The sequence below is a fragment of the Allobosea sp. CCNWLY174 genome (assembly GCF_037120455.1).
GTDB lineage: Bacteria > Pseudomonadota > Alphaproteobacteria > Rhizobiales > Beijerinckiaceae > Allobosea > Allobosea lupini.
On the sequence record NZ_JBBBBQ010000008.1, the window covers coordinates 262,674 to 283,217 of the forward strand.

Sequence of the window (20,544 nt, forward strand, 5' to 3'; positions counted from 1 at the left end):
TCAGGCGTCGACGTCGAAGCTGACGCCCTGCGCCAGTGGCAGCGTGGTGCCGTAGTTCAGCGTATTCGTGGCGCGGCGCATATAGGCCTTCCAGGCATCCGAGCCGGCTTCGCGGCCGCCGCCGGTCTCCTTCTCGCCGCCGAAGGCGCCGCCGATCTCGGCACCGGACGGGCCGATATTGACGTTGGCGATGCCGCAATCCGAACCCTCGTCGGAGACGAACAGCTCGGCCTCGCGCATGTTGAGCGTGAAGATCGAGGAGGACAGGCCGGCGCCGACCGCATTCTGAATCGCGATCGCTTCGTCGATCGACTTGTACTTCATTACATAGAGGATCGGGGCGAAGGTCTCGCGCTCGACCGGGCCGCACTGGCTGGGCATCTCGACCAGGGCCGGACGGACATAGAAACCGCCCGAGCCGACATCGACCTTCTCGCCGCCATGCACCTTGCCGCCCTCGGCCTTGGCCTCGGATAGCGCCTTCTGCATGCCCTGATAGGCGGCTTCGTCGACCAGCGGGCCGACCAGAACGCCGGCCTCGCGCGGATCGCCGATCTTCACGCCGGCGTAGACCTTGGCGAGCTTCGGCACGAGCTGGTCGTAGACGCTCTCATGCACGATCAGGCGGCGCAAGGTGGTGCAGCGCTGGCCGGCCGTGCCCATGGCGGCAAAGGCGATGCCGCGCAGGGCGATGTCGAGATCGGCCGAAGGCGCCACGATCGCGGCGTTGTTGCCGCCGAGCTCGAGGATGGCGCGAGCGAAGCGGGCGGCGAGCTTCTGGCCGACCTCCTTGCCCATCCGGGTCGAGCCGGTGGCGGAGACCACCGGGACGCGATGGTCCTGCACCAGGATGTCGCCGAGCTCGCGGCCGCCGATCAGGATTTCCGACAGGCCGATCGGCGCCTCGGGTCCGAAGCGCTTCATTGTCTTCAGGGTGATCGCCTGCACGGCGAGCGCGGTCAGCGGGGTCTTCTCCGACGGCTTCCAGACGACGCTGTCGCCGCAGACGAAGGCGAGCGCCGCATTCCATGACCAGACCGCGACCGGGAAGTTGAAGGCCGAGATCACGCCGACCACGCCGATCGGGTGCCAGGTCTCCATCATGCGATGGTTCGGGCGCTCTGTGGCGATGGTGAGGCCGTAGAGCTGGCGCGACAGGCCGACCGCGAAGTCGCAGATGTCGATCATCTCCTGGACCTCGCCGAGGCCCTCGGACGTGACCTTGCCGGCTTCGAGCGTCACCAGCAGGCCGAGATCGGCCTTGTGCGCGCGCAACTCCTCGCCGAGCAGGCGGACGAACTCGCCGCGCCGCGGCGCCGGCACCTTGCGCCAGGCGAGGTAGGCCGACTGGGCCCGGCCGATCGCGGCCTCGGCCTCGGCGGCGCTCGTCTCGCGCAGCGTCGCGACAGTCTCGCCGGTGATCGGCGAGCGGGCGCTGAGGCCGGCGCCGGCATAGGCGCTCTCGGGCACGCCGAGGCGCTTCAGCAAGGCGAGGGCGTCGTTCGGAAGGGAGGTCGTCATGGTGTTGATCCTGATCGCCAGCGAACCACAGCCCTCATTACGAGGAGCGCTTCCAAAGGAAGCGCGTCTCGAAGGATGCTCCAGTCGACTGCAGTGATGCAGTCTGGAGCATGCGTCGAGACGCCGCTACGCGGCTCCTCAGGATGAGGGCTCGTATTGGGCTGCGAGCTGCAGCCCGGCATTCGACCGCACAATGCCCTCTTCCAGCCGCTCTCCGCAATCGATATGTTCTCACGACTTGATGAGTTGAGATCATGACCGCCGAAATCGTTCCCGGCCGCCTCTCGGTGCCCTCGCTCTCGGCGCTCGCCGCCTTCGAGGCGGCGGCGCGACATGGCAGCTTCACCCGGGCCGCCGAGGAGCTGAACCTGACGCAGGGCGCCGTCAGCCGCCAGATCGCGCTGCTGGAGCAGAATCTCGGCCTGAAGCTGTTCGAGCGGGTGAAGAAGCGCGTCAGCCTGACGCCGGCCGGCGGGGCCTATGCCGCCGAGGTGCGCGACGGGCTTTCACGCCTGGCCGCCGCGACGCTTTCGGCGATGGCCTTCCGCGGCGGCGCGGGCCTGCTCCATCTTGCCATCCTGCCGACCTTCGGCACGCGCTGGCTGATCCCGCGTCTGCCGCGCTTCACCGAGGCTCATCCCGGCGTCACCATCAACTTCTCGACCAAGCTGGTGCCTTTCGACTTCGCCCATGACGCGGCCGACGCCGCCATCCATTTCGGCCTTCCGGTATGGCCCGGCGCGCGGCTGCACCGGCTGATGGGCGAGGAGGTCGTGCCTGTCGCTGCGCCGGCGCTGGTCGCCCGGGCCGGTCTCAAGGAGGCAGCCGATCTGCTGCGCCAGCCCTTGCTGCAGCAATCGACCCGCCCGCGGGCCTGGGCCAACTGGCTGGAGCAGCAGGGCCTGCCGCCGGAGCGGGCGCTTATGGGGCCGCGCTTCGAGCAGTTCGCCATGGTGGCTCAGGCGGCGGTGGCGGGGCTTGGCGTGGCCATCGTGCCGCGCATCCTGGTCGAGGAGGAATTGCGCTCGGGCGCGCTGGTCATCCCGGTGGATCGGCCGGTGCGCGGGCCCGAGGGCTATTATCTCGTCTATCCCGAGGCCAAGGCGAGCCTGCCGGCGGTGGTCGCTTTCCGCGACTGGCTCGTCGGCGAATGTGAGGGCATGAACTAGCTACTCGACAAGCGCCGGTCGAGTCGTCATTCATGCGCAGAGATCACGAACCATCGCTTGCGCAGGTCATCCATGTCTTCCGCTCCAGCCTCGGCCGACATCGTCATCGTAGGAGGCGCCGCGATCGGCTCTTCCGTCGCCTATCACCTCGCCAGCGATCCCGGATTCAAGGGCAAGGTCATCGTCGTCGAGAAGGATCCGACCTATCGGCTTTCGGCCTCGGCGCTCTCTGCCGCCTCGATCCGCCAGCAGTTCTCCAGCGCGGTGAATATCCGCGTCTCGCTCTTCGGTATCGAGTTTTTGCGTAATATCGGCCAGCACCTCTCTGTGGATGGCGAGGCCCCGTCGATCGATCTGCACGAGGGCGGCTATCTCTACGTCGCCGGCGATGAGGGGCGTAAGGTTCTTGAGCAGAATCAAAAGCTTCAGCAGCAGGAAGGCGCCGATATTGCGCTTTATGCTGCAGAGATGCTGCGCAGCAAATTCGGCTGGCTGAATACCTCGGATCTCCTCTGCGGCACCTATGGCGTCAGCGGCGAGGGTTGGTTCGACGGCTGGGCCCTGCTGCAGGCCTTCCGCAAGAAGGCACGGTCGCTCGGCGTCGAATACCGCCAGGGCGAAGTCGCTGGTTACGTCGTCGAAGGCGGCCGCGTCACCGGCGTCGAGCTGGCCGATGGCAGCCGCATCGCCTGCGCCGCCGCGGTCAACGCGTCAGGTACCCATGGCGCCAGGCTCGCCGCGACCGCCGGTGTCACCATCCCCGTGAAGTCGATGAAGCGCTATGTCTACAGCTTCACCTGCAAGGGCGAGGTCGACAATTGCCCGCTGCTGATCGACACCTCCGGCGCTTATGTCCGCCCCGAGGGCAACCGCGGCAATGAGGCGCAGATGTTCATCTGCGGCTCCTCGCCGCCGGAAGAGCTCGACCGCGAATGGGTCGAGACCGACGCCGATGTCGAGGATGTCGACTGGTCCTTCTTCGAGGAATATGTCTGGGCGCCGCTCGCTCATCGCGTGCCCGCTTTCGAGGCGATCAAGCCCGGCCGCGCCTGGGCCGGTCCCTATGACATGAACGGCCTCGACGGCAATGCCATCCTCGGCCCTGCCGTCGGCGTGCCGAATCTCTACCTCGCCAACGGTTTCTCGGGCCATGGCCTGCAGCAATCGCCGGCGGTCGGCCGCGGCCTTGCCGAGCATATCGTCAACGGTCGTTACCTCACGCTCGACCTCGCCGATCTCGGCCATGAGCGAATCGCCGCCGGCAAGCCGCTGCGCGAGGCGAACATCATCTGAAGGGAGTACGCGTCATGATCGACACGGCCTATGTCGCGACCATGGCGCGCTATAATCGCTGGCAGAACCGCAGCCTCTATGGCGCCGCCGACACGCTCAGCGACGAAGCGCGTCGGCAGGATCGCGGCGCCTTCTTCGGCTCGATCCACGGCACCTTCTGCCATCTGCTCTGGGCCGACCGGATGTGGCTGTCGCGCTTTGCCGGAACGCCGAAGCCGACCGTGCCCAACCGCGAGTCCTCGCGGATGATCGAGGACTGGGAGGAGCTGAAGGTTGCACGCCACGATGTCGACGGGACGATTCGGGGTTGGGCGGAGGACCTCTCGCCGGAGTGGCTCTCAGGGAACGTGACCTGGTTCTCGGGCCTGACCGGGAGTGAAATGACGATGCCGGCACCGATTCTCGTCATGCACTTCTTCAATCACCAGACCCATCACCGCGGCCAGGCCCACGCCATGCTGACGGCGGCGGGGGCGAAGCCGGATGATACCGACCTGATGCTGGTCGAGCTGAAGGTCTGAGCCGCCGATTCCCGGTCAGGTCTTTGCACGTTGCGGACGTCGTGGCGGCCGTGACGACTTTGCGCTCTCAACTTTCTTCGGCTCGTCTTCGTCGTCCCCGACATCGTCGGGGATCGCCGCCGTCGCATGCTGGCTGAGCTTCTGGAACAGGCCGAGCCCGACCAGCGCCGCCACCGCGACGAGCATCAGCAGGGACGGGAACAGGATGTCGGCCGGCTTGTCGCGCGCCGCCTTCGTGATCAGCACCAGCGACTCCAGGCTGAGCGCGACGATGATGATCGTCATGAACTTGGTCAGCGAGCCGCGCGCTTCCGCCGGCCGCCGCAGTTCGCGGTCGGCGATGACCTCCTCTTCGAACAGGAACTTGCCGACATCGGCGACGGCGACCGCGATGATCACCAGCCCGATCCCGTCGAGCATCGTGTCGAGCGCACCTTCGCCGGTTCGAAAGCCGATGAAGGTGCGCGAGATCGCGACCGCCATCAGCAGCAAGGAGGCCAGCAGCAAGGAGCCGGCGATGCCGGAATAGAGCAGGCGGCTGAACAAGGTCATGGCGTGTATCCCCCCGAGATGATGCCCATGAACCCGGCAGGCGGCGACTCGTTCCCGCCATCTGCTGCCAGGGAAGCCGGAGCTGGATGGCGGCGATGCAGCCGCGTCATGGGTTGCGCCTTGCGGGCGTTTCACCGGCAATGCCATGGTCGCGCACCTTGCGGCCGGAGCGCGCCATGATCGATACGAGCAACCTGATCGCCTTCATCCTGCTCGCCTTCGGCATGGTGCTGACGCCAGGGCCGAACATGATCTACCTGATCTCGCGCTCGATCGCGCAGGGGCCGGCTTCCGGGCTGATCTCGCTCGGCGGCATCGCGCTCGGCTTCGTCTTCTATGTCTTCTGCGCGGCCTTCGGCATCACCGCACTGCTGTTTGCAGTGCCTTTCGCCTATGACGCGCTGCGCCTCGCCGGCGCGGCCTACCTGCTCTGGCTCGCCTGGCAGGCGGTCCGGCCGGGCGGCAGCTCGCCCTTCCATGTGCGCGAGCTCAAGCATGACGGGCCGCGCAAGCTCTTCATGATGGGCTTCCTCACCAGTCTGCTGAACCCGAAGATCGCGATGTTCTACCTGGCGCTGCTGCCGCAGTTCATCGATCCGGCTGCGGGCAGCGTGCTGACGCAGTCGATCGTCCTCGGCTTCATCCAGATCACCGTCTCCGTCAGCGTCAATACGCTGATCACCTTCGCCGCCGGTGGCATCGCGATCTTCCTGCGCACGCGCCCGTTCTGGGCGCTGGTGCAGCGCTGGGTGATGGCGACGATGCTCGCCGGCTTTGCCGTGCGCATGGCGGCCGAAGCGCGCCGCTGACAAGCCGCGCGCAACGATTTCTGCACCGTTCATAGGGTTTGTGCATCGCGCCGTCGGATTGCTGCTTGTTCAGCGGGTCCGATCCGAAGCGTAAGGCGGGGGTCTTCATGAGTGTTGCCAATGGCCGGGTCCTGCTCGCAATGCCGGGCCCGACCAATATTCCCGATCGCGTTCTCCAGGCGATGATGCGCCCGGCCGAGGAGCTTGCCTCGAAGACGATCGTTGATCTGACGGAGTCTCTCCTGGCCGATCTCAAGGCTGTCTTCCGCACGACGGGCGAAACGTTCCTCTACGCTGCCAATGGCCATGGCGGCTGGGAGGCGGCGCTGACCAATGTCCTCTCGCGCGGCGACAAGATCCTGGTGCTCGCCAGCGGCCGCTTCGCCATCGGCTGGGGCGAGATGGCGCGGTTCATGGGCGCCGATGTCGAGGTGCTCGCCGGTTCCTGGCGCGCGGCGGTCGATCCGGCGGCAGTTGAAGAGCGCCTGCGGCAGGACAAGGACCACGCGATCAAGGCTGTGCTGACGGTCCAGATCGACACCGCCTCCGGCGTGGTCAACGACATCGAAGCGATCCGCCGCGCCATCGATGCCGCCGGCCATCCGGCACTATACATGGTCGATGGCGTCGCGGCCCTCGGCTGCATGCCGTTCGATATGGACAGCTTCGGCGTCGATGTCGCGATGTCCGCTTCGCAGAAGGGGCTGATGACCCCGCCGGGCCTCGCCTTCGTCGCAGCGAACGCCAAGGCGCTGCATGCGCACCGGCAGGCGACCATACGCACGCCCTATTGGGACTGGACCGCGCGGATGGACCCGCTGCTCTACATGAAGCATTGCGGTACGCCGCCCGAGCATCTGATGTTCGGCCTGCGCGCCGCGCTCGACATGATCTTCGCCGAGAGCCTCGAAGCCGCCTGGCGGCGTCACGCCCTGCTGGCGGCTGCGACGCAGGCCGCGATGTCGAAATGGGCTGAAGGCCAGGCGCTGAGCTTCAACGTCGTCGAGCCGTCGCAGCGCGCCCCCTCGGTCACCACCATCCTCGTCGATGGCGATCCGACCGTCATCACCGACTATGCGAGAGAGGTCTGCGGCGTCACGCTCGGCCTCGCCATCGGCGATCTCACCGGCAAGGCGTTCCGCATCGCTCATATGGGCCATGTCAACGCGCCGATGGTGCTGGGCAGCCTGAGCGCTGTCGAGATGGCGCTGCAGGCGAAGGGCATCCCGCACGGGGAGGGCGGTGTCGCGGCTGCCATTGCCTACCTTGGCGCCCATGCGCGCGAGGTGGCGGCCTGATCGCGCTGCCGAGGCGGATCGCCAGGCTACCGTTTCAAGCCGCCGAGACGCGCTGCAGGAACTGGTGAACGGCGCTTTCGAGCTCTTCGGCCTTGCCTTCGAGTGCCGTGGTCGAGGCGAGCACCGCGCTCGCGACCTCATGGGTCTGGTTGGCCGAGCCGCGGATGTTGTTGGTGGTCTGGGCCAGATATTCAGTGCCGGTCGCGACCTCGGCGATGCTGCGGCTGATGACATGGGTCATTTGGCCCTGTTCCTCCAGCGCTGCCGCGATCGAGATCGTCCGTTCGTCCATGTCGGTCATGCCTGCCGTCAGCTTGGCGATGGTCTCGACCACGCCGGAGGTCGCCTGCTTGATTTCGGCGATCTGTCCGGCGATGTCCTGCGTCGCGATCGCGGTTTGATGCGACAGGCTCTTGACCTCGCCGGCGACGACGGCAAAGCCCTTGCCGGCGTCGCCTGCGCGCGCTGCTTCGATCGTCGCGTTGAGCGCCAGAAGATTGGTCTGCCCGGCGATGCCGCGGATCAGGGCGACGATGCCGTCAATGCGCTGCACCGCCCGGTCGAGCACGTCGACCGAGCCGGCGGTGGTTCGGGCGCTGCCGTTCATGTCGGCGACCAGCGCCTGGGTGGTAGCGAGCTGCCGGTCGATCGCCGTGATCGCGGTCGAAAGCTGTTCTGTCGCGGTGGCGACATCCGAGACGTTGCGCGAGGATTCCTCCGAGGTCGAGGCCACGGCGGAGACCTCGCCATTGGCGATATCGGCGATCTCGTTCAGGGAGGCGGCGCGGCCCTTGAGGTCGCGGATATCCTGCAGAACCGTGTCGAGTGTCGCAAGGAACTGCGTGTTGAAGCCGGCGACGATGTCCCGGGTCGTCTGGCGCCGGGCAGCTTCGCGCTCCATGTCGTGCAGCTGCGCCTGGTGCAGTTCCTCGGCTTGAGCCATGGCGTCGTCCCGCGCCTGCGCAGCCATGTCGCCTGCGGCCGTGAGTGTTTGGCTCTGCTGCCGGATGATCCAGAGCAGCAGCCCGAGCTGGACGATGACTCCGATGAGGAAGAGCGCGTCTCCTTGCAGGGTCGTGCCCGGCCGGGAGAGCAAAGCACCTATGAGGCTGCCATGGCCAAGCGCCAAGACCGCCGTGGCGACCAGCGGCTGCCAGGCGCACCAGCCGGCCGAGAGCGTCAGCATGATGAGCAGCACGGAGTCGCTCACCTCATGCCAGCCAGCGCCCTTGAGCGCGTAGGTGAAGGCAAGGGCGCTACCGGTGCTGCTCAGCGAGAGGATGATCTGCGTCACCATGCCGGTCGGGTTGGACCGCCAGACCAGGGTCGCGAAGGCCGCCAGTCCGATCGTGATCAGGAGGGGCGTGAGTGAGCCGGCGCCCCCGGTGACGAACCAGGACAGCATGGTGAGCGGCACGAAGAGCCAGAGCAGCAAGGTCAAGGCGCCGCCGACGCGCAAACGCAGCTGCGTCAGATAGGTCGCGGCGGAATCGGTCTGCATGCGGGCGTTGGCCTGTGAGCGCTGTTCGGAAATGGCCGATAGCGGTCGACAGGCCAGTCCCCCTTGTCAGCCTGTCCCATCACGCTGAATTTTCGCTTAACCATAGGTTCGCTGTCGGCGGAATCGCCGCATATTCCGGCCGCGCCCGAGGTCTGGCGGGCTTGCACGCTGCTCCTATCGTCGCCGGAACGGCTTGGGTAAGCTCGCCGCCATCTCACGAGACGGAAGTCGACCATGACCGACACGACACAGGAAGAAGCCCGCATCCTCGCCTGGCTCGGCGAGCGCAAGCAGGCGATGATCGATCTGCTGCGCGAGATGGTCGATACCGACTCGGGCTCCTATGACAAGGCCGGCGTCGACCGGGCCGGACAGGTGCTGGCCCGCTTCCATGAGGCGAACGGCCTCTCCGTCGAGATCGTGCCGGATGCGCGCTATGGCGATGCGGTCAAGGCGCGCCTGCCCAATCCGACCGCGAACGACCAGCGGCCGATCCTGCTGCTCGGCCATCGCGATACGGTCTTCCCCGAGGGCGAGCCGAGCCGCCGGCCCTTTACCCTCCGCGATGGCCGCGCCTATGGGCCAGGCGTCGCCGACATGAAGGCCGGGCTCGTGATCGAAGCCTTCGTCGCCGCCGCCTTCGCCGCCAATGGCGGCCTCAAGGCGCCGCTGCTGATGCTGACCACCAGCGACGAGGAGATCGCTTCGCCGTCCTCGCGGCCGGTGATCGAGGCGGCGGCGCGCGAGTCGCGCTGCGTCTTCAACGCCGAGCCAAGCCGGCTGCCGACAGGGACGGACTACGGCCGCGATCACAAGCAGTCGATCACGTCGGGCCGCAAGGGCGGCGTCTTCATGCGGGCCGAGTTCCTGGGCAAGGCGGCCCATTCCGGCGCCAACTACGAGAAGGGCATCTCGGCCATCGTCGATCTCGGCCACAAGATCCCGCGTCTGCAGGGGCTGACCGATCTTGCCGCCGGCGTCACCGTCAATGTCGGGCTGATCGGTGGCGGCCAGACCGTCAACACCGTCGCGCCCTCGGCCTGGTGCGAGATCGACCTGCGCTACAAGACGGCGGCTCAGCGAGAAGAATTGGTCGAGGCGATCCGCGGCATCGTCGAGACGCCGGTGGTCGAGGGCTCGTCGGCGAAGCTGATCATCAAGGGGGAGTTCGTGCCGCTGGAGCAGACGCCGGATTCGCTCGTGCTCTACGACACCTATCGCGAGGCGGCCGCCGGCCTCGGCATCGCTGTGACGGCGGAATACACTGGCGGCTGCGCCGATTCCGGTTTCACGGCGGCGCAGGGCTGCCCGACCTTGTGCAGCGTCGGCCCGGTCGGCGGCATGGCCCACACGCCGGACGAGTTCCTGGAGGTCGAGAGCATCGTTCCGGCGGCGCAGACGCTGGCGCTGGCGGTGATGCGCACCGCGGCCAGGCTGGAATGACATACGTCATGCTCGGGCTTGACCCGAGCATCTCGGCGAGAGGAGGCTCCGCTCAACGCCTTCTCATCCCCAGATTCTCGGCTCTACGCTTCGCTGCGGTCGAGAATGACGCCCTAGAAAGAAAAGGGCGCCGCGTGAGCGGCGCCCTTCGTCTTGATGACTGAGCGAAGGTTCAGTTCAGCGCCACCCCTGCCGGCCGGTGCTCGGTCGCGGCGGTGAACTCGCCGAGCATCAGTCCGGCCGGACCGACCGTGACCGGCACGGTCTCGCCATCGCGGATCGCACCCGCGAGCAGCAGCTCCGCCAGCGGGTCCTGCACCGACTTCTGGATCACGCGCTTCAGCGGGCGCGCGCCATAGGCGGGATCGTAGCCCTTCTCCGCCAGCCAGTCGCGCGCATCCTCTGAGAGGTCGAGCGTGATCTTGCGGTCGACCAGGAGCTTGCCGAGCCTGGCCATCTGGATGTCGACGATCGCACCCATATCCGAGCGCCGCAGGCGATGGAACAGGATGATGTCGTCGATCCGGTTCAGGAACTCCGGCCGGAAGGCGTGGCGGACTACGCCCATCACCTCGTCGCGCACGACGTCGCTGTCCTGCCCTTCCGGCTGGTTCACCAGGAACTCCGAGCCGAGGTTGGAGGTCATGATGATCAGTACGTTGCGGAAGTCGACCGTGCGGCCCTGGCCGTCGGTCAGGCGCCCGTCGTCGAGCACCTGCAGCAGGACGTTGAACACGTCCGGATGCGCCTTCTCGACCTCGTCGAACAGCACGACCTGGTAGGGCCGGCGCCGGACCGCTTCGGTCAGTGCCCCGCCTTCCTCATAGCCGACATAGCCCGGAGGCGCCCCGATCAGCCGGCTGACCGAGTGCTTCTCCATGTATTCGGACATGTCGAGGCGGACCATGGCGGTATCGTCGTCGAACAGGAACGACGCCAGCGCCTTGGTCAGCTCGGTCTTGCCGACGCCCGTCGGGCCGAGGAACATGAACGAGCCGATCGGCCGGTTCGGATCCTGCAAGCCGGCGCGGGCGCGCCTGACAGCCTTGGAGACGGCTTCGACTGCTTCGGCCTGACCGACGACGCGGTTGCCGAGGCTCTGCTCCATAAGCAGCAGCTTCTCTTTCTCGCCCTCCAGCATCCTGTCGACCGGCACGCCGGTCCAGCGGCTGACGACCTGCGCGACATGGTCCGGCGTTACCGCCTCCTCGACCATGCCGGAGGTGTCGCCCTTCGCCTCGATCTCGGCGAGCGCCTTCTCGAGCTGAGGAATCTCGCCATAGGCGAGCTCGCCGGCGCGCTGGTACTCGCCCTTGCGCTGCGCCTGGGCGAGCTCGTTGCGGGCGCTGTCGAGCTTGGTCTTGATCTCCGCTGCGTGGCCGAGCTTGTCTTTCTCGGCCTTCCAGGTCGCGGTGATCGCGGCCGAGCGCGCTTCGAGCTCGGCGAGCTCGGATTCGAGCCGCTTCAGCCGCTCTTTCGAGCCGGCATCGCTTTCCTTCTTCAGTGCCTCCTGCTCGATCTTGAGCCGGACGATCTCGCGGTCGATCGAGTCGAGTTCCTCGGGCTTGGAGTCGACCTGCATGCGCAGCCGCGCCGAGGCCTCGTCGACGAGGTCGATCGCCTTGTCGGGCAGGAAGCGGTCGGTGATGTAGCGGTTCGACAGCGTCGCGGCCGAGACCAGCGCCGAGTCGGTGATGCGAACGCGGTGATGCTGCTCGTACTTCTCCTTCAGGCCGCGCAGGATCGAGATCGTGTCCTCGACCGTCGGCTCGTCGACGAAGACGGGCTGGAAGCGCCGCGCCAGCGCTGCATCCTTCTCGACATACTTGCGATACTCGTCGAGCGTGGTCGCGCCGACGCAGTGCAATTCGCCGCGAGACAGGGCGGGCTTCAGCAGATTGGAGGCATCCATGGCGCCGTCGGTCTTGCCGGCGCCGACCAGGGTGTGCATCTCGTCGATGAACAGGATGACTCCACCAGCCGCGGCCGAGACCTCGGAGAGCACGGCCTTCAGCCGTTCCTCGAACTCGCCGCGATATTTCGCACCGGCGATCAGCGCGCCCATGTCGAGTGCAAGCAATTCCTTGTCCTTCAGGCTCTCGGGCACGTCGCCATTGACGATGCGCAGCGCGAGGCCCTCGGCGATCGCGGTCTTGCCGACGCCGGGCTCGCCGATGAGCACCGGATTGTTCTTGGTGCGGCGGCTCAGCACCTGGATGGTGCGACGGATCTCCTCGTCGCGTCCGATGACAGGGTCGAGCTTTCCGTCGCGGGCCGCGGCGGTGAGGTCGCGCGCATACTTCTTCAGGGCGTCATAGCCCTGCTCGGCAGAGGCGGAGTCGGCGGTACGGCCCTTGCGGATCGCTTCGATCGCGGCATTCAGCCCCTGCGGCGTGACGCCGGCCTTGGCGAGGATCTTGCCGGCCTCGCTGTCCTTCTCGATCGCCAGCGCAAGCAGCAGCCGCTCGACCGTGACGAAGCTGTCGCCGGCCTTCTCCGCTGCCTTCTCGGCCGTGTCGAAGACACGTGCCAATGCGGGCGTCAGGTGCAGGCTGTTGGCGCCTGCGCCGCTCACCTTCGGGAGCTTGGCGAGCGCCGCGTCGATCTGCTGCTTCGCGAGCCGCGACTGCCCGCCGGCCCGGTCGACCAAGCCGGAAGCCATGCCCTCGCTGTCGTCGAGCAGTGCCTTCAGCAGATGCTCGGGCGTGAATTGCTGATGCCCTTCGCGCATGGCAATCGTCTGCGCGGCCTGCAGGAAACCCTTTGCCCGGTCGGTATATTTCTCGATGTTCATTCGGCTACCTCCGCACGCCAGTCGCGCCCCGAAGCGGCGGAGCCGGCTGCTTTTCGATGGGATAGGGCCCCCTGATGGGCGGCCCCTCGTCCTCAAAGATAGTGTTGCTTTCGCGCAACGTAAGGGGAAGGACGCAGCTTTGACATTGACGATCGTCAACGCCTGCGCCCAGCCTGCCGGCATGGTCGGCACGAAGCGGCAGCAGGCGATTCGAAAGGCGTTGCGGACGCTCGTGCCCGGCATCCCGCTGCTCGACGCCGAGGCGGTGCTGGCGCTCGCCGGCCGGGTCCAGATGAAGGCGCTGCCGCCTTCGACCGCGCTCTGGCTCGCGCTCGGTTCCCATGTCCGGCACGCCCATACCGACTACGACAGCCTGCTCGCCGAGGGCTATGAGCGCGACGCCGCCCGCTTTTTCGTCGTCGACGCCATCGATGATGTGCTTTCGGGCTGGGGCTGCCAGCGCTCGATTCTGGACGAAGAGGCCGAGGAGGGCGCGGAGCAGTCGCATTGATCGGATCGATGCAATCCTTTCATCGACTGTGAGGCCCGTAGGCGGTGGCGTCGCGGTGTCCTGCATGGCACTTTCCGCCCTCGCAATCGGAAGGGCAGGGCCCATGCGCGTCGCTTCGCTGTATCGCTATCCGGTCAAAGGCCTGTCGCCGGAGCGGCTGAGCCGGGCCGAATTGCCGACAGGTGGCTACTTCCCCGGCGACCGGCTCTTCGCCATCGAGAACGGGCTCTCCGGCTTCGACCCGGCCGAGCCAGCGCATCAGCCGAAGATCAAATACCTGATGCTGATGCGCAACGAATCGCTGGCGCGCCTGCGCACGCGGTACGAGGACGCCAGCGGCGATCTCGTCATCGGCCATGATGATGGAGAGACCAGGATCGCCACCCAGACCGCTGCCGGCCGCGAACAGCTCAGCGCCTTCTTCAAAGCCTTCATGTCGGAGGAACTGCGCGGCGAGCCGCGCCTGCTGGCCGCGCCGGAGGGCTACCGTTTCACCGATTCACGCTCGGGCTTCGTCTCGATCATCAACCTCGCCAGCGTCGCCGACCTGGAGACGCGGCTCGGCGTTCCCGTCGATCCGCTGCGCTTCCGCGGCAATATCATGGTCGAGGGCCTGCCGGCCTGGGCCGAGCTCGATCTGGCCGACCGCGAACTTGTCGCGCCGTCGGGCCTGCGACTCCAGGTGATCAAGCGGATCGAGCGCTGCGCCGCGACAAATGTCGACCCTGTGACGGGCGCGCGCGACCTGCAGATCCCGAAAGCGCTGATGAAGGGCTACGGCCATGTCGATTGCGGCATCTATTGCCGGATCGTCGCTGGTGGCGCACTGGCCGAGGGTGAGCGGCTGACGCTGGTCGAGGCCAGCGAGCCGGCAGCGCTCGGCGTCGCCTGAAAAGAAAGAGGGCCCTTTCGGGCCCTCTCTGAACGATCCTGATGTCTTTGGCGGGGTCACTCGGCCGGGGGCTCGCCGCCGTCGCCGCCGAGCGCGTCCATCACCTCGCGCGGCGAGCGCCGCCGGGGCGCCCGGCGCTTTGGCTTCTCGCCAGTCTCAGGCGCGCCTTCCGCGGCTTCGGCCGGGGCAGCTGTAACGACGACCGGAGCTGCAGGCTCTTCCGCGATTGCGATCGGCACGCGGGTCGGCGTGGTCAGGAAGGCCGGGAGCGCCGGGGCGACATCCTGCTCCTCGTTTGTGTTGCTGGCGCGAGCCTCATCGCGGTCACGGCGCGAAGGACGCTCGCCGCGCGGCGGACGGTCCGGGCGCTCGAAGCGACGCTGCTCGACCGGCGGCTGGACGGGTGCGATGTCCGGCTGCTCGGCACCGGGCTGAGCCTCGGGGCGCGGAGCGTAGGAACCGTTCTGGCCCTCGGGGCGCTCGAAGCGACGCTCGCCGCGGTCCTGGCGTTCGCCGCGATCCGGACGATCGCCACGATCCTGGCGATCGTTCCGATCGTTCCGGTCGAAGCGGCGCTGGCCGTTCCGGTCGAAATTGCGCTCAGGGCGGTTATTATTGTTATTGGTCCGGTCGAAGCGCTGGCCGTTGTTCTGGATGCCGCCTTCGCCTTCCTCGCCCTCCTGGCGCTGGCCGCCATGGCCGTTCACGCCATTGCCATTGAACTGGCGCTCGCCCTGCTGCTGGCCGCCCTGGAAGCTGACGTCTTCCTCGCCTTCCTCCTCGCCGTCGTCAGCGTCTTCGACGAAGGCGCGGTTCGGCTGGAAGCTGTGGCCGAACTGCTGCGTCATCTGCTCCTGGGCAGCGAGCAGAATGCGATAATAGTGTTCGGCATGCTGGAAATAGTTCTCAGCCGCAACCGGATCGCCGGAGGATTGCGCATCGCGAGCGAGCTGGAGATACTTCTCCGCCACATTCTGCGCCGTGCCCCTGACCTTGACGTCCGGGCCGTTCGACTCGTAGCTGCGCTGCAGCGGATTGGGTGACTTACGATTGCCGTTGTTGCTGTTGTTATTGTTATTATTGTTGCTACGGCCGCGCATGCGCCGGTTCTGACCTGGTCTCATTCGCGTCTGTCTCGCGTTCCGTTCATTCAAAGCAACCTTGAGGTCGTCATGCGCGTCGTGACACGCGGCGGGTTGCGACGCCGTGCGTAGGAAATTCGACCTGAAAGGGCTCTGCGCCGATATGGGTCTTCACGCGCTCTTTCCACTGGAGCCTTACCGGCTCCCCCTCCGAATGGCTGTCTCGCGCATTCGAAGTCTCGGTCTCGCTATGTCAGTAACGTCGATTCTCGCAGTGATCCGAGGGCTTGGTCTGCTCGGCAGGGCCCAGCCAAAGGTCATGAGCTGTCGACACTGTCTTCAAGACCATGCGTGCATAGCTGGTTTTGCGGCCTGTTCCAAGCAAATTCGCGCAGCTTGCTGTGCACGGCTCATCGACGATGCCCGAAGACGAGGCCGCGAATATGGCCGCCGAGATCGCGATGGGACGCAAGATGGTGCAAGCCCGCCTGCTCCATCAGTGCGATGACAGCCTCTTCCTGTCCGGCGCCGATCTCCAGGATGACGAGACCGCCAGGATGCAGATGGTCGGGCAGGGCAGCGGCGAGGGCGCGATAGGTGGTAAGGCCGTCCGGGCCGCCGTCGAGGGCGAGCAGCGGATCGTGCTCGCGCACATTGGGGTCCAGGCCAGCGATCTCGGCGCTGCCGATATAGGGCGGATTCGACAGGATGAGGTCGAAGCGCTCGTCGATCCCGGCAGTCCAGTTGCCCTGACGAAAGGCGGCGCGCTCAGCGACGCCGTTGCGCGCGGCATTGCCCGTCGCGGTCGCGACCGCATCCGGCGACAGGTCGATCCCGAGCCCGGTCGCCTGCGGAAATTCGCGCAAGGCTGCGATCAGAAGGCAGCCCGTTCCGGTGCCGAGGTCGAGCGCGCGCAGCCTCTCGTGCCGGCGCGGTGCGAGATGGCTGAGCGCCGCCTCGATCAGGGTCTCGCTATCCGGACGCGGCTCCAGCGTGCCCGGCGAGAGGGCGAAGCTCAGGCCCCAGAACTCGCGGGCGCCGAGGATGCGCCAGAGCGGGGCGCCGGCGAGGCGCCGAGCAAGCGCATCGGTGAGCCTGATGGCAGCAGCCTCGTCGATCGGATCGCTGCCGCCGGCGAGGTCCTCGATCAGGATACGGGCTTCGAAGGTGAAATCGGCGATGCCGCCGCGCTTCAAGACGAGCGCGATCGCCTTCCGGGCTGCAGAAATGCTTTCGCCCGCTGCCGGCAAGGCAACGGGCGCGTTTCCGTCGGTCGGTTTGGCCGTGCCGGTCAAGCGTATCCTTGGGCCGGCACGCGGCCGGTCAATTGCCCTGCATGCCTTCCTGGACGCAGGCGTTGATCTTGATCCGCAGGGCGGACTTGCTTTCCTTAGCGCCGCGATACTGACGCTGACAATCGCGCCGGGCCTGCGACTGCGTTTTGGCCTTCTGCAGCGTTGCCGGTTCGCCGCTCAGAACCTTCTTCGCGGTCCGCTCCTGGGCGCCCGCGGACACCGGCGCGAAGGCGACGGCGGCGGCAAGGGCAATGGCGCTGAACAGGACTTTCATCTCTCGATCCTCCCCGTGGAAACAGTCGATGCGTCCAGAACGCGGGAGAGCGGCGAAGGTTTCACACGCTGCCTTGCTCGGCGAGCAACTCGGCCTGCCGCTGGGCGGTCAGCGCATCGATGATCTCGTCGAGCACCAGCCCCTGCATCATCTCGTCGAGCTTGTAGAGGGTGAGGTTGATGCGGTGGTCGGTGACGCGCCCCTGCGGGAAGTTGTAGGTGCGGATGCGCTCCGAGCGGTCGCCGGAGCCGACCTGCGAGCGCCGATCGGCCGAGCGCTCGGCATCGGCGCGACTGCGCTCCATGTCATAGAGCTTGGCCCGCATCAGCTCGTAGGCGCGCGCCTTGTTCTTGTGCTGCGAGCGCTCGTCCTGGACCAGCACGACGGTGCCGGTCGGGATGTGGGTGAGGCGGACGGCCGACTCGGTCTTGTTGACGTGCTGGCCCCCGGCGCCCTGGGCCCGCATCGTGTCGATGCGCAGATCCTTCTCGTCGAGGTTGACGTCGACCTCGCCGGCGAGCGGCAGCATGGCGACGGTCGCGGCCGAGGTGTGGATGCGCCCGCTCGTCTCGGTGTCCGGCACGCGCTGCACGCGGTGCACCCCGGATTCGTACTTCAGCCTGGCATAGACACCCTTGCCGGCGATTTCGGCGATGACCTCCTTGAAGCCGCCCACCGTGCCCTCGCTCTCGGTCAGGATGTCGACGCTCCAGCTCTTGCCGGCGGCATAGCGCTGGTACATGCGCAGGAGGTCGCCGGCGAAGAGCGAAGCCTCGTCGCCGCCCGTGCCGGCGCGGATTTCGAGGATGACGCCGCGCTCGTCGGCAGCGTCCTTGGGTAGCAGCGCGATCAGGATCTCGCGGGCGCGCCCCTCGATCTCGGCCCTGGCCGCATCGCGCTCCTCATAGGCGAGATCGCGCATCTCGGCGTCGGTGGCGGGGTCGTCGATCATCGCCAGCGCCTCCTCCAGCCCGGACTGTGCCTTGCGCCAGGCGGCAATCGCCGCGACGACGGGATCGAGCTCGGCGAGTTCCTTGGACAGTTCGACGACGCGGGCCGCCTCGGTCGCATGGTTGATGGCCTCGCTCGCCGCGGCATGGCGGGCGACGATCGAGTCGAGGCGGTCTTGCGGGAGCTGGAGCGACATGATGCGGAAACGATCTGAACGGAAAAACGGGGAGGCCTGCGCGATCCGCGAGTGAAGCGTCGCTAGACCGGCACCTTCATCTCGGCGGCGAGGGCGGCGAGCAGTGGGCGCAGGCTGGCGGCGCTATCGGAAGAGGACATCCAGGCGTCGAGGCGCTGGCGCGCCTTGCCGGCGTCGAGCGCGCGCAGCATCGCCTTGACCGGGCCGACCGACGCTGCCGACATTGAAAAAGAGCGATAGCCGAGCGCGATCAACGCCAGCGTCTCGATCGGCTTGCCGCCCATCTCGCCGCAGACGGTGACCGGGCAGTTCACCTTGCCGGCTTCTTCGACGATGTTGCGCAGCGCGCGCAGGCCGGCAATGCCGAGCGGGTCGAAGCGATCGGAGACACGCTTGTTCTCGCGATCGGCCGCGAACAGGAACTGCATCAGGTCGTTGGTGCCGATCGAGAGGAAATCCGCTTCGCGCGCGATTTCCGGCAGCTCGAACAGCAGCGAAGGCACTTCGACCATGACGCCGAGCTTCAGGCTGGCCGGCGCCGGGCGGCCGTCGCGCTCCAGCATGTCCAGCTCGCGCCGCACCAGCGTGCGTGCGCGCAGGAACTCGTTCACCGTGGCCACCATGGGCAGCATGATCTTCATATCGCTGCCGGCGCCGGCCCGCAGCAGGGCCCGCACCTGCGCACGCAGCAGCCGGGGGCGGTCGAGGCCGATGCGGATGGCACGCCAGCCCAGCGCCGGGTTTTCCTCTTCCAGCCGCTCCATATAGGGCAGCACCTTGTCGCCGCCGATGTCGAGCGTCCGGAACGTCACCGGGCGGCCGTTCGCGACCTTGAGCACCGCATCGTAGAGCGCCTGCTGCTCGGCCGTGGTCGGCATGTGCTGTGCCACCATGAACTGCAGTTCGGTGCGGAAGAGGCCGACGCCGGCGGCGTTCGTCTCCTCGAGATTGGCCATATCGACCAGCAGGCCGGCATTGATCTGCAGCTGGATCTCGACGCCGTCCTTGGTCACCGCGGCCTGCGTCTTGAGCTTGCGATACTGCTCCTGCTTGCGGGCGCGCAGGCGGGCCTTGTCCTTGTAGGCGTTCTCGACGTCGGGCTGCGGCCTGATCTGCACCTCGCCGGCCTGGCCGTCGACGATGACGGCGTCGCCTGCCTGGATCAGTGCGGTGGCGTTGGCGATCTCGCCGACCGCCGGGATGTTGAGCGCGCGCGCCACGATGGCGATATGGCTGGTCGGGCCGCCCTCCTCGAGCACGACCCCGCGCAGATGCCGGCGGTCATAGTCGAGCAGCGCCGCCGGACCCATCGAGCGCGCGATCAGGATGGCATTCTCGGGCAAATCCTCGCGTGTGACGCCATTGGACTTGCCGACCAGCGTGCGCAGCAACCGGTTGGCGAGGTCGTCGAGATCGTGCAGGCGCTCGCGCAAATAAGGGTCGGTCTGGCGCAGCATCTTGGCGCGGGTGTCCGACTGCACGCGTTCGACCGCGGCCTCGGCGGTGAGGCCGGTCATCACCACTTCGCGCATCCGCCGCAGCCAGCCCTGGTCGTGCGCGAACATGCGGAAGGTCTCGAGCACATCGCGATGCTCGCCGGTATGGGCGACGTCGCCGCGCTCGATCAGCTCGTCGATTGCGAGCCGCATCGTCGCGATCGCCGCTTCCAGCCGCTGCACCTCGCGGCCGGGGTCCTCGGCGATCAGGTTGGTGATCGCGACGCGCGGCTCGTGCAGCACGGCATGGCCGAGGCCGACCCCGTCGGCGAGTGTGGTGCCGATGCTGTGGATCGGCCGGTCGAGCCCGATGGTCGCGCCGGGCTTCGACAGCGCCTTCAGCCCGCCGGCGGCGATCATCTCGGCCATGATCATGGCCGTGGTCTGCAGCGACTCGACCTCGTCCTCGCTGTAGACGCGCGAGGCCCGGTTCTGCACGACGAGCACGCCCATCACGGCTCCACCGCGCAGGATCGGCACGCCGAGGAAGGAGCGATAGATCTCTTCGCCGGTCTCCGGGCGGTAGGAGAAGGCCGGGTGCGATTGCGCGTCGGATAGCGCGAGCGGTTCCGCCTCGCTGGCGATCAGGCCGACGAGGCCTTCGCCGGCTCGCATGGTGGTGAGATGGACCGCCTCGCGGTTGAGGCCTTCGGTGGCGTAGAGTTCGAGCGAGGAATCTTCACGCAGGACATAGACCGAGCACACCTCGGCCACGAGGTTGCCGGCGATCACGACGACGAGCCTGTCGAGCCGCTCCTGCGGACTGACCGGTGCCGCCATCACCTCGCGGAGACGGCGCAGCAGCACGCCCGATCCCCCGAGTGCGCCTCGCATCAACAAAGCCCTCCGCCCGCCTCCACGGCTGTTTCAGCCGGATACCCCCCGCAGACCTGACACCGCAACCGCTGAGTCGCAAGCGCAAGCTGGGTTGACTGCCCCTAGCGGG

At 67.1% G+C, this 20,544-nt stretch carries 17 protein-coding genes; 8 read left to right on the forward strand and 9 right to left on the reverse strand.

All coding sequences use genetic code 11. The annotated features are described in order from the left end of the window. Entirely contained in the window at positions 1–1,521 is a 1,521-nt protein-coding gene (gene amaB, locus V7S63_RS22030; RefSeq protein ID WP_091834078.1) for an L-piperidine-6-carboxylate dehydrogenase, read from the reverse strand. Between the two features lie 254 nt (positions 1,522–1,775). On the opposite strand from amaB, the gene V7S63_RS22035 reads away from it, so the two are divergent. From V7S63_RS22035 to V7S63_RS22045, 3 genes are all read left to right on the forward strand, one after another. Next, on the forward strand, positions 1,776–2,690 hold the full coding sequence (locus V7S63_RS22035; RefSeq protein ID WP_336531776.1) for a LysR family transcriptional regulator: 915 nt from the start codon (positions 1,776–1,778) through the stop codon (positions 2,688–2,690). A 72-nt stretch (positions 2,691–2,762) separates the two neighbouring features. Next, the gene (locus V7S63_RS22040) at positions 2,763–3,983 is read left to right on the forward strand and encodes an NAD(P)/FAD-dependent oxidoreductase (RefSeq protein ID WP_336531777.1); all 1,221 of its coding nucleotides are present in this window, start codon (positions 2,763–2,765) and stop codon (positions 3,981–3,983) included. Positions 3,984–3,997: 14 nt separating this feature from the next. Continuing rightward, positions 3,998–4,504, forward strand: coding sequence for a DinB family protein (locus tag V7S63_RS22045; RefSeq protein ID WP_336531778.1), 507 nt, complete (start codon positions 3,998–4,000; stop codon positions 4,502–4,504). Between the two features lie 15 nt (positions 4,505–4,519). Here the strand turns inward: V7S63_RS22045 and V7S63_RS22050 are convergent, their stop codons facing one another. After that, positions 4,520–5,056 (reverse strand): GNAT family acetyltransferase, encoded by a 537-nt coding sequence (locus V7S63_RS22050; protein ID WP_336531779.1) that lies wholly within the window; start codon positions 5,054–5,056, stop codon positions 4,520–4,522. A gap of 176 nt (positions 5,057–5,232) precedes the next feature. Between V7S63_RS22050 and V7S63_RS22055 the strand changes: the two genes are divergently transcribed. Both V7S63_RS22055 and V7S63_RS22060 read left to right on the forward strand, forming a co-directional pair. Then, positions 5,233–5,865 (forward strand): LysE family translocator, encoded by a 633-nt coding sequence (locus V7S63_RS22055; RefSeq protein WP_091834094.1) that lies wholly within the window; start codon positions 5,233–5,235, stop codon positions 5,863–5,865. A 107-nt stretch (positions 5,866–5,972) separates the two neighbouring features. Beyond that, positions 5,973–7,163 carry a pyridoxal-phosphate-dependent aminotransferase family protein gene (locus tag V7S63_RS22060; RefSeq protein ID WP_336531780.1) on the forward strand — a complete coding sequence of 397 codons (1,191 nt, stop codon included), beginning with the start codon at positions 5,973–5,975 and terminating at the stop codon, positions 7,161–7,163. A gap of 34 nt (positions 7,164–7,197) precedes the next feature. On the opposite strand, the gene V7S63_RS22065 is transcribed toward V7S63_RS22060, so the two are convergent. After that, entirely contained in the window at positions 7,198–8,664 is a 1,467-nt protein-coding gene (locus V7S63_RS22065) for a methyl-accepting chemotaxis protein (protein WP_336531781.1), read from the reverse strand. A 234-nt stretch (positions 8,665–8,898) separates the two neighbouring features. On the opposite strand from V7S63_RS22065, the gene V7S63_RS22070 reads away from it, so the two are divergent. Beyond that, entirely contained in the window at positions 8,899–10,107 is a 1,209-nt protein-coding gene (locus tag V7S63_RS22070; RefSeq protein ID WP_336531782.1) for a M20 family metallopeptidase, read from the forward strand. Between the two features lie 172 nt (positions 10,108–10,279). On the opposite strand, the gene clpB is transcribed toward V7S63_RS22070, so the two are convergent. Continuing rightward, positions 10,280–12,901, reverse strand: coding sequence for an ATP-dependent chaperone ClpB (gene clpB / locus V7S63_RS22075; protein ID WP_336531783.1), 2,622 nt, complete (start codon positions 12,899–12,901; stop codon positions 10,280–10,282). Positions 12,902–13,082: 181 nt separating this feature from the next. On the opposite strand from clpB, the gene V7S63_RS22080 reads away from it, so the two are divergent. Continuing rightward, positions 13,083–13,412, forward strand: coding sequence for a DUF2293 domain-containing protein (locus V7S63_RS22080; RefSeq protein WP_091834411.1), 330 nt, complete (start codon positions 13,083–13,085; stop codon positions 13,410–13,412). Positions 13,413–13,515: 103 nt separating this feature from the next. Further along, positions 13,516–14,304 carry an MOSC domain-containing protein gene (locus V7S63_RS22085; RefSeq protein WP_336531784.1) on the forward strand — a complete coding sequence of 263 codons (789 nt, stop codon included), beginning with the start codon at positions 13,516–13,518 and terminating at the stop codon, positions 14,302–14,304. A gap of 56 nt (positions 14,305–14,360) precedes the next feature. Here the strand turns inward: V7S63_RS22085 and V7S63_RS22090 are convergent, their stop codons facing one another. The 5 genes from V7S63_RS22090 to ptsP form a co-directional block, all read right to left on the reverse strand. Further along, the gene (locus tag V7S63_RS22090; protein ID WP_336531785.1) at positions 14,361–15,404 is read right to left on the reverse strand and encodes a DUF4167 domain-containing protein; all 1,044 of its coding nucleotides are present in this window, start codon (positions 15,402–15,404) and stop codon (positions 14,361–14,363) included. Between the two features lie 392 nt (positions 15,405–15,796). Then, positions 15,797–16,681 (reverse strand): peptide chain release factor N(5)-glutamine methyltransferase, encoded by an 885-nt coding sequence (gene prmC, locus V7S63_RS22095; protein WP_336531786.1) that lies wholly within the window; start codon positions 16,679–16,681, stop codon positions 15,797–15,799. Between the two features lie 28 nt (positions 16,682–16,709). Beyond that, positions 16,710–16,955 (reverse strand): hypothetical protein, encoded by a 246-nt coding sequence (locus tag V7S63_RS22100; protein WP_336531787.1) that lies wholly within the window; start codon positions 16,953–16,955, stop codon positions 16,710–16,712. 61 nt (positions 16,956–17,016) lie between these two features. Continuing rightward, a complete protein-coding gene (gene prfA, locus V7S63_RS22105; protein WP_091834112.1) occupies positions 17,017–18,102 on the reverse strand; it encodes a peptide chain release factor 1 in 1,086 nt (361 codons plus the stop codon). 62 nt (positions 18,103–18,164) lie between these two features. Continuing rightward, the gene (ptsP, locus tag V7S63_RS22110; RefSeq protein WP_336531788.1) at positions 18,165–20,432 is read right to left on the reverse strand and encodes a phosphoenolpyruvate--protein phosphotransferase; all 2,268 of its coding nucleotides are present in this window, start codon (positions 20,430–20,432) and stop codon (positions 18,165–18,167) included. Positions 20,433–20,544 lie beyond the last annotated feature (112 nt).

Excerpts from the sequence above, each read along its gene's own strand:
- amaB (WP_091834078.1), bottom strand. The coding sequence starts at position 1,521 with ATGACGACCTCCCTTCCGAACGACGCCCTCGCCTTGCTGAAGCGCCTC.
- V7S63_RS22035 (WP_336531776.1), top strand. The coding sequence starts at position 1,776 with ATGACCGCCGAAATCGTTCCCGGCCGCCTCTCGGTGCCCTCGCTCTCG.
- V7S63_RS22040 (WP_336531777.1), top strand. The coding sequence starts at position 2,763 with ATGTCTTCCGCTCCAGCCTCGGCCGACATCGTCATCGTAGGAGGCGCC.
- V7S63_RS22045 (WP_336531778.1), top strand. The coding sequence starts at position 3,998 with ATGATCGACACGGCCTATGTCGCGACCATGGCGCGCTATAATCGCTGG.
- V7S63_RS22050 (WP_336531779.1), bottom strand. The coding sequence starts at position 5,056 with ATGACCTTGTTCAGCCGCCTGCTCTATTCCGGCATCGCCGGCTCCTTG.
- V7S63_RS22055 (WP_091834094.1), top strand. The coding sequence starts at position 5,233 with ATGATCGATACGAGCAACCTGATCGCCTTCATCCTGCTCGCCTTCGGC.
- V7S63_RS22060 (WP_336531780.1), top strand. The coding sequence starts at position 5,973 with ATGAGTGTTGCCAATGGCCGGGTCCTGCTCGCAATGCCGGGCCCGACC.
- V7S63_RS22065 (WP_336531781.1), bottom strand. The coding sequence starts at position 8,664 with ATGCAGACCGATTCCGCCGCGACCTATCTGACGCAGCTGCGTTTGCGC.
- V7S63_RS22070 (WP_336531782.1), top strand. The coding sequence starts at position 8,899 with ATGACCGACACGACACAGGAAGAAGCCCGCATCCTCGCCTGGCTCGGC.
- clpB (WP_336531783.1), bottom strand. The coding sequence starts at position 12,901 with ATGAACATCGAGAAATATACCGACCGGGCAAAGGGTTTCCTGCAGGCC.
- V7S63_RS22080 (WP_091834411.1), top strand. The coding sequence starts at position 13,083 with ATGGTCGGCACGAAGCGGCAGCAGGCGATTCGAAAGGCGTTGCGGACG.
- V7S63_RS22085 (WP_336531784.1), top strand. The coding sequence starts at position 13,516 with ATGCGCGTCGCTTCGCTGTATCGCTATCCGGTCAAAGGCCTGTCGCCG.
- V7S63_RS22090 (WP_336531785.1), bottom strand. The coding sequence starts at position 15,404 with ATGCGCGGCCGTAGCAACAATAATAACAATAACAACAGCAACAACGGC.
- V7S63_RS22100 (WP_336531787.1), bottom strand. The coding sequence starts at position 16,955 with ATGAAAGTCCTGTTCAGCGCCATTGCCCTTGCCGCCGCCGTCGCCTTC.
- prfA (WP_091834112.1), bottom strand. The coding sequence starts at position 18,102 with ATGTCGCTCCAGCTCCCGCAAGACCGCCTCGACTCGATCGTCGCCCGC.
- ptsP (WP_336531788.1), bottom strand. The coding sequence starts at position 20,432 with ATGCGAGGCGCACTCGGGGGATCGGGCGTGCTGCTGCGCCGTCTCCGC.